Raw genomic sequence first — 16,181 nt, 5'->3', positions numbered from 1 at the left:
GACCCCGCCGATAGCAGGTTATTTCACCGTCCAGCCTTTGTAGCTGCCGATATTGTTTTTATCGATCATGGTGACCGGGATCAGCACCGGCCCGGTTGGTGCGGGTTTACCCTGCAGAATTTCGTAACCGATCTCGACCGCCTTGGCCGCCATCACCTGCGGATCCTGTGCAGGGGTTGCCACAAACAGCGAGTTGCCGCGCTTGAGCGCCTCTTCGCCATCCGGCGATCCGTCTACGCCAACGATGAAGAACTCGCTGCGCTGCGCCTGCTTGGCGGCCAGATCGGCGCCGATCGCCGTAGGATCGTTAATCGCGAATACGCCGTCGATCTTCGGATTGGCCGCCAACAGCGCGGTCATGATCTCCAGTCCGCCTTCGCGGCTGCCCTTGGCGTTCTGGTTATAGGACAGCAGCTTGATCTCCGGGTGTTTCTTCAGTTCGGTCATGCAGCCTTCTACCCGGTTCTGTACCGCGGACACCGGTGGGCCGTTGATGATCACCACGTTGCCTTTCTCTTTCAGGCGATCGCTGATGTATTTACAGGCCATGGCGCCGGCCTGGGTGTTGTCCGAGGTGATGGTGGCATCGGCACCTTCGGCCGCTACGTCAACCGCCACCACCACGATGCCGGCGTCCTTGGCGCGTTTCACCGCCGGGCCGATACCCTTGGAATCTGCGGCGTTCAGGATGATCATATCGACCTTGGCGGCGATAAAGTTATCGATCTGCGCCACCTGTTGACCGAGATCGTAACCACTCGACACCAGCGTCACGTTAACCTTGTCACCGGCCAGTTCGCGCGCTTTCAGTTCCGCACCTTTGGTGATCTGCACAAAGAACGGGTTGGCCAGATCGCCCACCGTCACCCCTATCGATTTCAACTCTTTCGCCTGCACCAACGAAGCACTGCCGAGCGCGGCGGTAACCAGCAAAGCGGTAATCAATGGTTTGAAACGCATAGTGTTTTCCTCATTATTTTCTGAGATACGAAAAACCTGCCCCGGTGGGCGCCAACCAACCTTTCTTTCTCACTCAACCTTGCCCTATGGATTTCCAGTGGCAGCGAGTGCAAGTCACAACGCTGCGGCTTGAAAGAGGACGGGTAGATCAGTGTTGATAATTGCGGGTGCGGTACTTGTCGATTAACACCGCGATGATGATCACCGCCCCTTTGATCACCAACTGCCAAAAATAAGAAACGCCCATTAACGTCATGCCGTTGTTCAGGGTGGCGATAATCAACGCCCCTACCAGCGTGCCGGTAATGGTACCGATGCCGCCGACGAAGCTGGTGCCGCCAAGAATGACTGCGGCGATCGCATCCAGCTCATAGCCCATACCGAGGTTGCCGTTGGCGCTGTAAAGCCGGGAGGCGCTCATCACCCCACCCAACCCGGACAGCAGGCCGCTCATGCCATAGACGAACAGCAGCACGGCACCGACCTTGATCCCGGTCAGGCGCGCCGCCTGCATGTTGCCGCCTACCGCGTAGATATGAACCCCCAGCGTGGTACGGCGCAGAATGAACCAGCACACGGCAATCACCGCAAAGGCAATAATCACCAACCAGGGGATAGGCCCCAGGTAGGCGTTGCCGATCCATTCAAAACTGATATTGGAATTGATGATGGTGGTGCCGTCCGCCAACAGATAAGCGGCACCGCGCAGTGCGGTGTAGGTACCGAGGGTGACGATAAACGGCGGCAGGCCAGCGTAGGCCACCAGAAAACCATTAAACAGCCCCATGCCCAAACCGGCCAACAGCGCCAGCGGGATCGACATTCCAGCCATGCCAGGCATCAGTGACACCGCCATCGCTACCACCGCGGTGGTGCCCAGCATCGAACCGACCGAAAGATCGATGCCGCCGGTCAGGATGATAAAGGTCATGCCCGCCGCCAACACGATGTTGATCGACGCCTGCCGGGCGATATTCAGCAGGTTGGCATCGGTAAAGAAATTCGGGGCAACAAAGCCGAAAACCGCGACAATCAGGATCAATATCGGCAAGATACCGACGGTTTGCATCATATCGCCCAACAGTGCCCGTTTCAGCGTCGGATTTTTTGCGCCTGGCGGCAATGGATTCGAAGTCATGGTCGGCTCCTTGAGCGTAGGGATGGAATTATTCATGCGGTAGTCGCCTGCGGTTGGGTGGTGTCAACGCCGGTGGCCAGCGTCATGATGTTTTCCTGGCTGATCTCACCGCCGCCCAGTTCCCCGACAATGCTGCCTTCGTGCATCACGTAAACCCGGTCGCTCATGCCGACCACCTCAGGCAATTCACTGGAAATCATCAGGATCGCCACGCCCTGCTGTGCCATCTGGCTCATGATGCGATAGATCTCGCTCTTGGCCCCCACGTCCACACCGCGTGTCGGTTCATCGAGGATCAGGATCCGTGGGCCAATGGCTACCCAGCGTGAAATCAGCAGCTTTTGCTGATTACCGCCGGACAGGCCGCCGGCCCGCACCTGAGCATGTGGCACGCGGATATTCAGCAGGCCGATAGCGTCACTGGAGATACGCTGCGCCTTGCGGCGATTGAGCAGGCCATAGCGACCGTCACGTTCCAGCGTCGCCATCACGATGTTTTCATGCGCGGCCAGATCGAGAAACAACCCCTGCTCCTTGCGGTTTTCGGTGAGAAAGCCGATGCCCAGAGCAATGGCATCGCGCGGCGAGTGGATACTGGCCGGCTTGCCGTCGACTTCCACCGTACCGCCACTGGACTTGCGCACGCCGAAAATCAGCTGCGCCAGTTCGGAACGACCGGCGCCCACCAGCCCGGCAAGGCCGACAATTTCACCGGCGCGGACCTGAAGGCTGACCGGCTTCACCTTTTTGCCGTCAGTCAGGCCGTGCAGCGTCAGGCGAGGTTCCCCCACCGGGATGCTCTGTTCCTTATTGAACAAGTCGCTCAGCGGGCGGCCCACCATCATGCGCACCAACTCGCTGGCGGACAGCTTGTCGCGCATCAGGCTGCCAACATACTGACCGTCGCGCAGCACGCTGACGCGATCCGACAGCTCGTACACCTCCGCCATGCGGTGGCTGATATAAATGATTGCCATGCCTTCATCGCGTAGCCGTTTGATCAGCTCGAACAGTCGATGCGTTTCGCGTGAAGAAAGCGCCGCTGTAGGTTCGTCCATCACCAGAATGCGGCTGTTACGGTGCAGCGCACGCGCGATTTCCACCTGTTGCTGCTCGGCGATGGTTAATTTCATCACGCGATCGCCGGCGCTGAACTGCGCCCCCAAACGATCGATCACCTTCTGCGCTTCCAGCAACATCTGCCCGCGCTTCACCAGGCCGCCACGCTGGATCTCGTTGCCCAGAAAAATGTTTTCCGCCACCGTCAGATTCGGGGCCAAATTCATTTCCTGGTAAATCAACGTGATGCCTGCCGCCAGGGCATCTTTTGGCCCCTTGATGGCGAACGGCTGCCCATCGATAAAGATTTCCCCGCTGCTGGCGATATAAGCGCCGGCCAATATTTTCATTAAGGTACTTTTACCCGCGCCGTTTTCACCCATTAGCGCGTGGATCTCACCGCGATATACCGTCAGGTTGACGCCTTTCAGCGCATAGAACTGACCAAAACTCTTGGCGATGTTGTGCATTTCCAGAATCGGGGTCGCGCTCATCGTCATACCTCAGGTTGCGGTTCGGATGGCATGCAGTTAACCACGCATAAATAAATGCAAAATGTCAGCGCCCGTTCATCTTTGTCATATTGTTAATGGGACGGGGATTTATACTGCGAACAGTCAGTTACGGGGGATTCGATGCGCAGACTGCCTTTCCTTGCCGGCGCGCGTGGGCGCCTGTTGATGTTCAATCTGCTGGTGGTGGCGGTGACGCTGATGGTCAGCGGCGTGGCGATCTTCGGTTTCTACCATGCGGGCAAGCTGCAGGAACAGATGCAGGCGCAAACCCTGGCAGAAATGAACGGCAGCATGGCGCTTAGCCGGGATACCTCCAACGTGGCGACCGCGGCTATTCGGCTCTCGCAAGTGGTGGGTGCGCTGGAATACCAGAGCGAATCCGCCCGGCTGAAGCAAACGCAACTGGTGCTGCAAACCTCACTCAGCCGGCTGGCAGACGCCCCGTTGGCCCACAGCGAACCGGCGCTGGTCAAGCGCATCATCAGCCGCAGCAACGCGCTGGAAAGCAGCGTAACGCGCATGCTGGATCTGGGACACCAACGGCATCTGCAGCGCAATATCCTGCTCAGCGGGCTGTATCAGTCGCAGAGCACGCTACGGCATATCGCCACCCTCAATCAGCGCAATAACCTCAACCAGCCCTCGCAGCCGCTGCTTAGCCAGATCGACCGGTTGCTGGCGATCGCCATACAGACCCCTACTCCCAAGGCCGCAGCCCAGCAGCTCGACAACGTTATGGCCTACTGGCCGCAACACAGCCCGGATGTCCTGGTAGACGAGAAAATGCGGCAGTTTCGGCTCAGCGAACAGCGCCTGCTGCCCGAAACGCTGGAGCTGGAGCAAAGCGACCTGGCCCTGGCCTATTACACCTACCATATCAAAGCGTTAGTCGCGATGCTCAACGACGATATCAACCTTTACGTGCAAAAGGTGGCCAACGAGTCGGAGCTGCGCACCCACCAGACCCATCATGAGCTCAGTTCCATAAGCTGGTTTATCGGCCTGTTCGCGTTGCTGGCACTGGTGATTACCGGCTTCGCCGGACTGTATATCTACCGCAATCTCGGTTCCAACCTGACGGCGATCGCCGGAGCCATGACGAGGCTGGCGCGCGGCGAACGTGACGTCAGCGTACCGGCGCTGCAACGCCGCGACGAACTGGGCGAGCTGGCTCGGGCATTTAACGTCTTTGCCCGTAACACCGCCTCGCTGGAGCAGACCTCCCGCCTGCTGAAAGAAAAAAGCACCCAGTTGGAAACCACCTTTCTGGCGATGCGCGACGGTTTTGCGCTGTTTGATAACGACGGTCAACTGGTGGTGTGGAACCCGCAATACCCCTTGCTGCTGGGGCTTAACGAACACCAGCTGCACCGCGGCTTGCACTACCGCGAGCTACTGCAACAGGTTACGCCACCGGCGGGTCAACGTTGGGAAGCGGTGCTGGCCAACCTGTCTAGCGAACTGCCACAGCCGCAGGAACTGCGCCTGAGCGATGGCCGTACCGTAGAGCTACGCTTCAGTCCGGTACCGAACCGTGGCGTGGTTAACGTGGTGCTGGAACGCACCGAGCGCAAAGCGCTGGAAGAAGCGCTGCTGCACAGCCAGAAAATGAAGGCGGTCGGCCAGCTCACCGGCGGCCTGGCGCATGATTTCAACAACCTGCTGGCGGTGATTATCGGCAGCCTGGAACTGACCACTCAACAAACGCAGGACGCACAGACCGAACAGCGCATTATTCGGGCACTGAAGGCCGCCGAACGCGGCGCACAGCTTACCCAGCGGCTGCTGGCCTTTTCCCGAAAACAGGCGCTGCACCCGCAGGCCATCACGCTGCAATCGCTGGTGGAAAATTTGCAGGAGCTGTTGCGCCATTCACTGCCCAGCACGCTCTCGCTGAGCATCGAGGCACAGCGCCCTGGCTGGCCTGCCTGGATCGATGCCAATCAGTTGGAGAACGCGCTCATCAACCTGGTGGTCAACGCGCGGGATGCGATGGAAGGCCGCAGCGGGGTGGTGAATATTCGCATCTACAACCAACGGGTGGTGCGCAGCGGCGGCAAAAAGCAGGACATGGTGGCGCTGGAAGTGATTGATACCGGCTGCGGCATGTCGGAAGAGGTGAAGGCTCAGGTGTTCGAACCCTTCTTCACCACCAAGGCGGTAGGCAGCGGCAGTGGCCTGGGGCTGTCGATGGTTTACGGCTTTGTCCGCCAGTCCGGTGGACGGGTACAAATTGAAACCGCGCCGGGCAAAGGCACGTTGGTGCGCCTGCAGCTCCCGCGAGCGCCTACGGCGGCGATAGAGGAAGTTCCCGCTCCGCAGCTCGAAGAATGCAAGAACACGGATAATCTGGTGCTGGTACTGGAAGATGAAAATGACGTTCGCCATACGCTGTGCGAACACTTGCACCAGCTCGGCTACCTGACGCTGGACAGCGCGGACAGTCAGGAAGCTTTGGCGCTGCTGCGCCAGACGCCGGATATAGACATACTGATCAGCGACCTGATGCTGCCGGGCGAACTGGACGGCGTACAGGTGATTGGACTGGCGCGAGAGATTAACCCACAGCTTACCGCCCTGCTGATCAGCGGCCAGGACATCCGCCGTCAGCACGAAGAAAATCTGCCAAACGTTGAACTGCTGCGTAAGCCTTTCAGCCAGCGGCAACTGGCGTTGGCGCTGCAACGAGCACGACGTTCAAACGCGGACGGCGACGCAATTCGGAGGGAATGAGGCGATTTTTCGCCTCTGATTCGTTATTATGCCGCCCTGCTTTTGATGAATAAGCGTGCCAGGTGCACGCCCAGCCAGGGATAACATTATGCTGTGGTTTAAGAATTTGATGGTTTACCGTTTGAGCCGCGAAGTTGCGCTAAACGCGGATGAAATGGAAAAACAGCTCAGCGCTTTTGCTTTCACCCCGTGCGGCAGCCAGGACATGGCGAAAACCGGCTGGGTCTCCCCGATGGGCTCCCACAGCGACGCATTGACGCATGCGGTTAACGGCCAGATCGTCATCTGCGCACGTAAGGAAGAAAAAATCCTGCCGTCGCCGGTCATCAAGCAAGAGCTGCAGGCCAAAATTGAACGCCTCGAAGGCGAGCAGCACCGTAAACTGAAGAAAACCGAAAAAGACGCGCTGAAAGACGAAGTGCTGCACAGCCTGCTGCCGCGCGCCTTTAGCCGTTTTAACCAAACCTTTATGTGGATCGACACCGTTAACGATCTGATCATGGTTGACGCCGCCAGCGCCAAGCGCGCGGAAGATACCCTGGCGCTGCTGCGCAAAAGCCTGGGCTCTCTGCCGGTAGTGCCATTGACCATGGAAAGCCCGATCGAGCTGACGCTGACCGAATGGGTGCGTTCAGGTGAACTGCCGGCCGGCTTTATTATTCAGGACGAGGCGGAACTGAAAGCGATTCTGGAAGACGGCGGCGTGATCCGCTGCAAGAAGCAGAACCTGATCAGCGATGAAATTGCGGTACATATTGAAGCCGGCAAACTGGTAACCAAGCTGGCAGTGGACTGGCAAGAGCGCATTCAGCTGGTGCTGGCGGATGACGGCTCGTTGAAGCGTCTGAAGTTCGCCGATACGCTGCGTGAGCAGAATGACGATATCGATCGTGACGACTTCGCCCAGCGTTTTGATGCCGATTTCATCCTGATGACCAGTGAGTTGGCGGCGTTAATCAAAAACACCATCGAAGCTCTGGGTGGTGAAGCCCAGCGTTAAGTACACAAAGGCGCAAATCGCTGCGCCTTTGTTCCACATGAGTAGCTTCGCAACACAGATAGCATACCCAAATTAATTGGAGTTGCAGCTAGGCGGCAAGTGCGGGAATCCCCAGGAGCTTACTCAAGTAAGTGACTGGGGTGGGCGCATGCAGCCAACAACGCAGCAGCTTCAAGTAAGAAGGGTATGAATTACTTGCTCAAATACCGGCACAGATAAGCGGTTGCATCGGCAACCTGCAGGTTGAACTCACTGTGGCCCGGTACGAAGAACTTCTCACCCGGCATAAACACCTGCCAGTCCGGCGAGCCCGGCAGCAGGACTTTCAACGCCCCGGTAATCACGGTCATTTCTTCCGGCTGTGCGGTGGTGAAGGTGTACTCACCCTCTTCCATCACACCGACGCTGGTAAGGCCGATGCTGCTACTATCGAAACCGATAGACTTCACTTTTCCGGCAAAATACTCGTTCACTTTCAGCATAGACTGGCACCCGCGTAATCAACTTTATGGGAAATCCATATTGGGGGATTGTGGTTGATCTGTCACTGGTTTTTCACGCGAAATGCGATCGCGACGCAGAGTAAAATTCTGCTGGGCAATGGCTCCTCAGCCTGCCACTCTGGATCCGCTGATAAAAACGCGCCAGACAGCCGCTGTCATTCGCCAGGCTAAGGATTTATTCTATATTAAATCAGTTAATTAGCTCAGCCGCTAACTTGGCGACCAGCACGTTGGATAGCAGCACCGGTATTTCAAGCCGCGCCTGCAGGAAATCGCGATGCTGGCGGTGATAGCCGATGCAATCCAGCACCACCACCTGCGCCCCTTGTCGCTGCAACTCACTTGCCGCCCGTTCCAGCACCGCGTCGTCCGCCAGATAGGGACTGGCCACGGCGAAACAGGGCGGCGTCGCCAGCCGTTGCCATTTGCCTGCTTGCTGGCTGATTTGCTCCGCTACCGGCACCACAATGCCGACCCGATGCTGGCTGACAATGGCGGAAATCAGCGGCGGAATAATGCGATCCGGCTCCAGCAACAGCGCGCGTTCGGCGTGCAGTCGGCCAAATTCTCCGGTGCATAGCAGCAGGATCACTTCACAGCCCTCGGCTTCCAGCTCACGGATTTTCTGCTGCAATCCTTTTTCGACCCGCGAGGCGCCCAGCCTCACCTGCGTACCGTCCAACAAGCGTGAAACCAGCACCTTCTCACCGGCCATGGCAGCGTAGCCTTGGTCAATCTGGCCGAAGCTCAGTCCATCCAACAGCCCGACATGCCTCACCTGATCCGCGGGCAGAAAGGCCGACAGCAGCGGCATGATGTCGTTACGCGGCGCCTGGCCGATAGTCAGCGTGGCAAATGAGGCATTCATCCGGTTATTTCCTTTTTTGCAGGTGGCTGAGGCTGCCGTACAACGCCAGAAGCTGCGCGTATTCATCGGCCTGGTAAAACTGGCAGGTACCGCGCCCGAACTCTTTCGCCACTTCCACCGCGAACTTCACGGTCAGCGCAATATCCACTTCATGGCTGGCACCGGTACCGCAGCCCGGCACCACCGACTCGGTACAGATCGCTACGCCAACCACCGGCGCAGAAGTCGCGGTGGAAGGTTGCAGAATACTGTTCAGGTGATGCACCCCATTGCCGTACGGCGTAATGTCCTGCGTGGTGATCGGGAACGTCACCGCCGGACGACCGCTGGTCATCTCCATAATCCGCAGCAAGTCTTCCGCCACCCGCAGGATGTAGCCTTCTTTCACCGTCGGCGACAACGCGTAACCTTTGTGATTGATGATGCGGTTGCCTTTGGTAGTGTCGATAGACAAGATTGCATCGGCTTCCGCCACCACTTCATTGTCGTTCATCGTCACGTCGTCGATCGGCGAATCCATAAAATCGACCGGATCGTGCGGGCGGGTTGGCGCGTCAGGGCAAATATGGGTGGTGATAATGACATCCCCCGGCAACACGTCCCCTTTGCGCTGCATTTCTGCCAGCTTCAACGCGCTGGCAATCGCGGCAATTGCCCCGTCGCCGTCGGACACCAAGCCGATGCGCGTAGGCCGCGCACCGATGCCGCCCAACCGGCCGACAATGCCCAGGGTTGGCGCATCCCCACCCTGGTTTTTACCGGCGCTGCCGGGGATATCGATGCGCACGAAATCGGTGGCGCCTTTCGGTCCGCTGGCACGCAACGTACTGGCCCGGATGCCGGGATAAGACGCAAACAGATCGACGACGTCCTGACCGCTCACGTAGGCATTATCTATTAATTCAAAAACCTGCAGCGTTTGTTGCAAACTCATAATCGGCTGACCTCACAATTTAACCGGGGGGTTATTTCCCTTTGCTGGAAAAAATCGAATTGAAAAAGTTGTACAACGCGTCACCGGCAATAAAACCGGCCGCCATGATCTCCATCGGCGTGCGGCCCTTGTCGCCCCAGCGACGGATAATCAGGATGCGCAGCGCAATGCCAAGGAGCACCGCCCACCCCGCCAACGCGTTGTTGATCAGCAGGCCCGTAGCTAACAGCACGCCGAGCTGGCGTTTGGGCCCGCCAATCAGCTGCACGATGGCCCCGGGAATGGCCCAGATCAGCAAGCTGAAGGCAATGCCCGGCTGAGCGCCCGCCTCGATGGTTTTGGCGTACACCCGCGCTACCGGTGGGATCAGGTCCTGCAGGAAGTAGCTGCTGTAAGCGAAGTACACCACCGGGATGGCAATAACAAAGGCGATCAAGGCGGCAAACAGTTGAATGCGACGCCCCAACAGCTCCTGCTGCAAATCTTTGCCGTAGCCGCGCAGAATAAAGCCGGCTTTCAGATCAAACCCCATGTCGGCAAACGCCGGGCCAGTGGCGGCAGTAAACCCGGTCAGCACGCACAGTGCCACCGGCGGAAAACCAATCAAAATACCGATAATCAGGGTGATCAGCGCCACCGCAAAGGCCGGGAACCAGCCAGAGTGCATGGCGGCGATACCGACGATCAACTCATGCACAAAGGCAGCAAATGCAGCGTAAATCACAAACAACACCAGCATGGTCAGCGACATCTCGCTATACAGCCCGCCGGCCAACGCCAGCAACGCAGCGATAACGATATAGCCAACGGCTCCCAGCCCCAGCGCCTTGCTGACTTCGCTATCTGCCTGGCTGTAACCGGCGGCGTCGACGTTTTTGCTACGAATCACCTGCACCACCTGGATCAACGCCACCATTCCGGCGCCAACCATTACCCCATGAGGAATAAAATGCGCATTGATGTCGAAACCCGCCATAGGTTCTGCGTAGGCGCGCAGCAGCAGGCCGACGCCAAACATCCCTAAAGCCCAAATATTGCCGATAAATGCGGTACCGAAGGCCGCCATCGGGATTTTAAGCATCGACCCGGCGATCCCCACCGCCACGCCCACCACCAGCAACCAGGCCTGTTTGCCCCCTCGATCGCCGGCCTTGATGGCTTCCGCCGCCGCAACACCAGGCGGCCAGGCGTTGGCGGCAGGAAAGATTTTGGTGTCAAACATGCGATACAGCAGGTAGGCGTCAAGCAACATTGCCACGGCCACACCGCAAAACATCGGCAGGATCAGCTGCGGCTGCCCCATCACATAAGGCACGGCAATTGGCATCAGCAATGAATTGGCAGCGCCAAAGGTGGCGGAGGAAATCACCGTTTGCGCCAGGTTTTGCGTATGTACCGATCGATAACGCTGGAACATCTGCAGCGGAATGCGCGCCAATAGCATCGCGAACAGCGCCCCGATGATCGACGTATTGGGGGTCACGCCCAACGTAGTGATTAGCTGCACACCGATGATCGCCCCAACGATGGACAGAATCACCATCACCAGCAGCGTACCGATATCTTTCAACGGATTTATGGTGGTATTGGATTTCATAGAGTCAATTTCCCTGAATATTCGCTGGCGCATGGCAAAGGTCATTTTTCGGCGTCAGGCTGCCGTCGTAGTTCCGGTATTTGGAACTACGATTTGAATTAATAATTTTTTGACCCGTAACCTTAAGTGAAATAACTAACGAATTCCCTGGTGTTGGCTTTCATTAATTACTCCGTGCTAGCAGAACTATTTCGATGCGTTATTTGATCTGTTGCCAATAATCATCACCGAACTTTTCCGCTAATTGCCGAGATACCGTCATCAACGCTTCTAATACGGCAGGAGAAAACGGTTGTTCGTCCGCTTGGGTGGCAAAGGATAAACAGAGCCCCACCGTCTCATTGCGGTGTTTATTGGTCACAGCCGTCGCCAGCGAACTGATCCCCTGCAAGGTTTCGTTACGCGCCAGGGACCAACCCTGCCGCCGAATTTGCGCCAGCTTGCTCAACAACGCATCCGGCGATTGCGGGGCATTGGGCGAAGCCACGTGGTAACCCGCGGCATAACGCGCAATAGCCTGTTCATCGCTGTCACGCGCTAAAATTGCCCTGCCCACCGACGTTTCCGCCGCCGGTGAACGGCTGCCCGCCGGCGTCACTACCTGGAGGAAGTGGCGGCCCGGGAACATGCGCATCACCATGATCTCCTGCCCCTCGAGGACCGAAACATAACCCGTGCAGCAAGTCAGTTGACTGAGCTGCACCATGCTGGCCGCCACGCTGTCCACCAGCGGCGTCGACAAATAATGGCTGGAAACCGATAACAGCAAGCGACCGATTTTATACAGCTTGCTGTCGGGATCGCGCTCCAGCATGCCCTGTGTTTCCATGGTCTGCAGCAGGCGCGATACGGTACTTTTCGGCAGCGCCAGTTGGTTCACCACATCGCTGAATGAAATACCGGGTTGCCCGTGCATCATTCGTTGTTGTGAAAATAACTTTAATACCGCTGCGGCATTTTCCAGGGTTGTCATGGCACGCCTTGTTCCACTATATGGAACTTAGTTCCTGTTCGATAATTAGAAACTAAAACTCGCACAACTTATCGTCAAGCAGTTTATTTTTTACGCTGTGGAAAATTAAAGAGAATGATGCTTTTGAAAATAAAATAGCGAACAGATCGCCAAAGTCATGTCGAAAATTAATTTGCACATCTACTTAAGCAGGGGAAAATATCAGCACAAGCTGCTGAAAACGCCATTCACCTGAGCAAACAAAATACGCTTTGCCACCCCAGAATCAGAAGCGAGCGTTATGCAGACTGAAATCGATCGGCACAGTTAATTCCACCACGCCGTTATGTAAAGTGTCGCCCGGCGGCGTAGGCAAAGGCGAAGCGCGTCTTTGGGATAACGTTTAAAACGGTTGAGGCGGTTGAGACGACTACGCCTGCTGCAACAACATCAGCATATGGCGTTGAAACAACGCCTGTAACTCGGAATTGGACATCTCTTTTCCCAGAAGTGAAACACCCAATGAGCGCGATAAAAATCACACAAATGATGATCAATAAAAGACTGGAAAACAGAGGCTATAGCGGTAAAAACAAGAAACCGGCTTTACGCCGGTTTCTGAGGGATAACGATTAGTCTTCCAACGCAGGATCCTCATAGCGGTGCTTGGCATCCAACGCTTCCTGCTCGGTTGCATGCTCGCTGAGCAGCGTGTTGGGTTCTATATCGTCGGTGCGCACCTCGAAACGGTGCATATGCAAGCTGGGATCGCCCCGGTCAACGGCGACCACTCGGGCGGTTCTCGGATAGCCTGGTCGGTTATTTTCGCGCATGTTGATCTCCCGTGTGATTCCACAGGATTAAGTATAGCAGCGCGATTTATACCGACATGCGTGACCCCAGATCGCGATCGGCGTGATCGCCTTCCAGCAGTTGCGTCAGTTCATCGCAGGCGCAGATTTTGCCGTCACGTACGGTGAAATGCGCCAGCACCTTAACCAGACTAAGGCTGCCATCGCGCTTTTCCACCCGCACCCTATGATGCGTCAACACCGAATCGTCCTGTCCGGCAATGGCGACCATCTCCAGCGTCATACTGCGAGTCAACTGCTTGAGCAACGCCATGTGTTGCACAAACTGCATGTAGTCCAGCGTCTTGCCGTCCACCTGTTGACGGTAATCCGCACTGAAAAACTCAGCGATCAGCGTCGGCTGATGTTGCGGGGCGGCGACAACCTTTTGCAAGGCATCGAGCACCAGGGCTGTGGGGGTTTTCGGGGTCATGGTTGATCTCCAGAAGTGAATGACGCGGAGATCATAAAACGAACAAGGCATGGCATAATAACCACACTCGGACTTTTAATACTGCAAATCGGCCAATCATTATGATCCTGCAGAGCCAGCGACTTTGGCATGAGAAAAAACACCTGACGCCCTGGCACCAGCATGCCAGCGGACAGATCTACCTGTTGACCCATGGCATGATGGCGTTGGAAACCCGGGAGCGCCAATGGGCAATGACCGCCGGCAGTATCGGCTGGCTGCCACCCAACTGTGCGCACCAGGCACTGGCATGCGGCAACGTCGTCGGCTGGAGTCTGTATCTGCCGGAGTCCTACTGTGCGACGCTGCCGGCGCAGCCGCATCTGAGCCCTGCCTCCGCTTTGATTCAGGCGTTAATGGAACGTATTGCTCCTTTTGCCGGACAAGAGCTGGATCCGGCGCAACAACGCCTATTGCGGGTCTTGTTGGATGAGATTTCTGTGGAAGAGAGCGTACCGCTGCAGTTACCGCTACCGCAGGACGCCAGGTTGTTGAAAATCGCCCGCGCCCTGCTGAATGAACCCGCCAGCGCGCGTACCCAGAGTGACTGGGCCGCCTGGGCCGGGGTGAGCGTACGCACCCTCAGCCGCCGTTTTATCAGCGAAACCGGTGTGACCTTCGCCCGTTGGCGCCAGCAAGCACGGGTGATTCGCTCGCTGGAGCCGTTATCGCGTGGTGAATCGGTCGGTCGCATCGCCGGCGAATACGGTTATGACAATGTCAGCGCCTATATTGCCGCCTTCCGTCAGCGTTTTGGCACCACGCCGGGGCTGTATTTTAGTCAGCCTCAGCCGGTAACAGCGCCTGACGCGTCGCGTTAAGAAACTGTTCTGACAGCGCATCGCCCTGCGTTGCCCTTGCCAACGTCAGTGCCCCCACCAGCATCGCCATCTGCACCAGCGCCTGCTGTTGTCGTTGGGGTTGTTGTTCATCTGGCGAAAGCGACTCCAGCCGCGCCAACATGGCTTTCACACCGCTCAGGTAAGCCTGATGCACGGGTTTATCCGCCTCTTCGCGCGCCACGTCACCGGCCAGAGCGGCAACCATGCAGCCTTCGCCCGGGCAGTCGCGGTGCCTGACGTTCAGATAGGCGTCAACCAGAGTCTGTAAATTGTGCTGGTCGGGCTGGCGGCTGGCGGCTTCCCAGCGCTGAGCGGATTCCTCTGCCGCCCTGCGGCTGGCCACCGCCGCCAGTTCGTCCTTGGAAGCAAAATGGCCATAGAAGCCACCGTGCGTCAGCCCCACGGCCGCCATCAGATCGTTAACGCTGACGCCATTCAGGCCGCGTTCGCGAAAAAGCTGTGAAGACACCTGCTCAATCGCCTCGCGATTGCGCTCCATCTGCTGCTTTGAAACCCGTGCCATGGCGTTTTCTCCTTATCAATCAGGCATCATCTTAGGCTATCCACCGACAGCGCTCAATAGATGATGCCTTTCATCCAAAGAGTCAGGCGCGCGGGGTACGCGGCGCGGCAAAGCGGGAACTGTCACCGCCCTGCGCACGCGCCAGCGTGTCGGCAATCTGCCGATGAGGCGTGCCCGGTTCAATCGCGCTGACCCGATCCAGACGCGCCATCTGCTGCTCGTCCAACGTCAAATCAAGCGCCGCCAGCGTATCCTCTAACTGGTCCAGCGTGCGCGAACCCAGAATAGGGATCAGACTGGTGCTGGAATGCGCAGCCCTGTTGCGCAGCCAGGCGATAGCAACGTGGGTCGGCAGGGCCTGGTGTTCTTGCGCAATCGCCAGCACTTCATCCAGCAACGCGGTGTCTTTTTCGCGATGCACCAGGCGCCCCAACTCACTCAATCGACCAGCATCGCTATGGCGATACTTCCCGGTCAACAAACCACCGCCCAGCGGCGACCACAGGGTGGCGGCCATCCCCAGCGCTTCGGCCATCGGCAGCAATTCACGTTCTGCGGTCCGCTCTACCAGGCTGTATTCCACCTGTATACCTGCAATGCGCGCCCAGCCACGCAATTCTGCCAGCGTATCTGCGCGGGCAATGCGCCAGGCTGGGAAGTTGGACAACCCGGCATATTGGATCTTGCCGGCGCGGATCAGATCGTCAAAACTGCGAACGATCTCTTCAAGCGGCGTCAGGTTGTCGGAAAAATGCGCCCACAGCAGATCGATACGATCGGTTTTCAGCCGCTTCAGGCTGTTCTCTACCGAGGCAATCATGTTTTTGCGGCTGTTGCCGGTATAGGCAATACCCGCGTCCGGCGCAGCACCCAAGGTGTATTTAGTGGCGACCACGAAACGGTCGCGTTCGGCGGCGATGAAATCCCCTACCATCTGTTCTGACTGGCCGAATTGGTAAGTATCAGCCGTGTCGATAAAGTTGCCGCCGGCGTCGACATAACGATCAAAAACCTGTTTGGCCTGTTCTTTTTCCGAACCGTAGCCCCAGCCGGTGCCAAAGTTGCCGGTTCCTAATGCCAGTTCAGAAACGCGCAGGCCGGTATTGCGGCCAAAGGTGGTGTATTTCATGGTAAAACCTCACGATTACGTTGCATTTATCAAAATAGATGATGGTCATCATTATTTTATATATGTCACTCATCATTTATAAAAGCAAGCGCAATCTGCGGCGAA

15 protein-coding genes are annotated in these 16,181 nt (G+C 57.3%); 3 read left to right on the top strand and 12 right to left on the bottom strand.

Annotated elements, in window-relative coordinates; all coding sequences use genetic code 11:
* Positions 1–18: 18 nt before the first annotated feature.
* From NR114_RS08395 to NR114_RS08385, 3 genes are all read right to left on the bottom strand, one after another.
* Positions 19–960 (bottom strand): ABC transporter substrate-binding protein, encoded by a 942-nt coding sequence (locus tag NR114_RS08395; protein ID WP_048759639.1) that lies wholly within the window; start codon positions 958–960, stop codon positions 19–21.
* 148 nt (positions 961–1,108) lie between these two features.
* A complete protein-coding gene (locus NR114_RS08390) occupies positions 1,109–2,098 on the bottom strand; it encodes a ribose ABC transporter permease (protein ID WP_044548626.1) in 990 nt (329 codons plus the stop codon).
* A gap of 32 nt (positions 2,099–2,130) precedes the next feature.
* Positions 2,131–3,651, bottom strand: a complete 1,521-nt coding sequence (locus NR114_RS08385) for a sugar ABC transporter ATP-binding protein (RefSeq protein WP_234528969.1) — start codon at positions 3,649–3,651, stop codon at positions 2,131–2,133.
* Between the two features lie 141 nt (positions 3,652–3,792).
* On the opposite strand from NR114_RS08385, the gene NR114_RS08380 reads away from it, so the two are divergent.
* Entirely contained in the window at positions 3,793–6,405 is a 2,613-nt protein-coding gene (locus NR114_RS08380; RefSeq protein WP_020825436.1) for an ATP-binding protein, read from the top strand.
* A gap of 88 nt (positions 6,406–6,493) precedes the next feature.
* Entirely contained in the window at positions 6,494–7,405 is a 912-nt protein-coding gene (gene rdgC, locus NR114_RS08375) for a recombination-associated protein RdgC (RefSeq protein WP_020825435.1), read from the top strand.
* A gap of 191 nt (positions 7,406–7,596) precedes the next feature.
* Here rdgC and ppnP read toward each other — a convergent pair whose 3' ends face one another.
* From ppnP to NR114_RS08340, 7 genes are all read right to left on the bottom strand, one after another.
* A complete protein-coding gene (ppnP, locus tag NR114_RS08370) occupies positions 7,597–7,887 on the bottom strand; it encodes a pyrimidine/purine nucleoside phosphorylase (protein ID WP_020825434.1) in 291 nt (96 codons plus the stop codon).
* 211 nt (positions 7,888–8,098) lie between these two features.
* Positions 8,099–8,776 (bottom strand): AroM family protein, encoded by a 678-nt coding sequence (locus NR114_RS08365; protein WP_149573575.1) that lies wholly within the window; start codon positions 8,774–8,776, stop codon positions 8,099–8,101.
* Between the two features lie 4 nt (positions 8,777–8,780).
* Complete coding sequence (locus NR114_RS08360) at positions 8,781–9,710, bottom strand: DUF1177 domain-containing protein (RefSeq protein ID WP_046374380.1); 930 nt, start codon at positions 9,708–9,710, stop codon at positions 8,781–8,783.
* 31 nt (positions 9,711–9,741) lie between these two features.
* Positions 9,742–11,307 (bottom strand): OPT/YSL family transporter, encoded by a 1,566-nt coding sequence (locus tag NR114_RS08355; protein WP_115059889.1) that lies wholly within the window; start codon positions 11,305–11,307, stop codon positions 9,742–9,744.
* Between the two features lie 199 nt (positions 11,308–11,506).
* Positions 11,507–12,280, bottom strand: a complete 774-nt coding sequence (locus NR114_RS08350) for an IclR family transcriptional regulator (RefSeq protein WP_046374381.1) — start codon at positions 12,278–12,280, stop codon at positions 11,507–11,509.
* A gap of 611 nt (positions 12,281–12,891) precedes the next feature.
* On the bottom strand, positions 12,892–13,092 hold the full coding sequence (locus NR114_RS08345; RefSeq protein WP_020825429.1) for a YaiA family protein: 201 nt from the start codon (positions 13,090–13,092) through the stop codon (positions 12,892–12,894).
* A 46-nt stretch (positions 13,093–13,138) separates the two neighbouring features.
* Positions 13,139–13,543, bottom strand: a complete 405-nt coding sequence (locus NR114_RS08340; protein WP_048759648.1) for a nuclear transport factor 2 family protein — start codon at positions 13,541–13,543, stop codon at positions 13,139–13,141.
* Positions 13,544–13,644: 101 nt separating this feature from the next.
* Between NR114_RS08340 and NR114_RS08335 the strand changes: the two genes are divergently transcribed.
* Positions 13,645–14,403, top strand: a complete 759-nt coding sequence (locus NR114_RS08335; RefSeq protein ID WP_230090209.1) for an AraC family transcriptional regulator — start codon at positions 13,645–13,647, stop codon at positions 14,401–14,403.
* On the opposite strand, the gene NR114_RS08330 is transcribed toward NR114_RS08335, so the two are convergent.
* Positions 14,360–14,947 (bottom strand): TetR/AcrR family transcriptional regulator, encoded by a 588-nt coding sequence (locus NR114_RS08330; protein ID WP_048759651.1) that lies wholly within the window; start codon positions 14,945–14,947, stop codon positions 14,360–14,362. The genes NR114_RS08335 and NR114_RS08330 overlap by 44 nt on opposite strands.
* Positions 14,948–15,029: 82 nt before the next feature.
* Complete coding sequence (locus NR114_RS08325; protein WP_048759653.1) at positions 15,030–16,076, bottom strand: aldo/keto reductase; 1,047 nt, start codon at positions 16,074–16,076, stop codon at positions 15,030–15,032.
* Between the last annotated feature and the right edge of the window lie 105 nt (positions 16,077–16,181).

This window comes from Serratia sp. Ser99 (assembly GCF_024519545.1).
Taxonomy (GTDB): Bacteria; Pseudomonadota; Gammaproteobacteria; order Enterobacterales; family Enterobacteriaceae; genus Serratia; species Serratia liquefaciens.
Note: the sequence above shows the minus strand (reverse complement) of the source record. Positions and strands in the feature narration are given on the sequence as shown.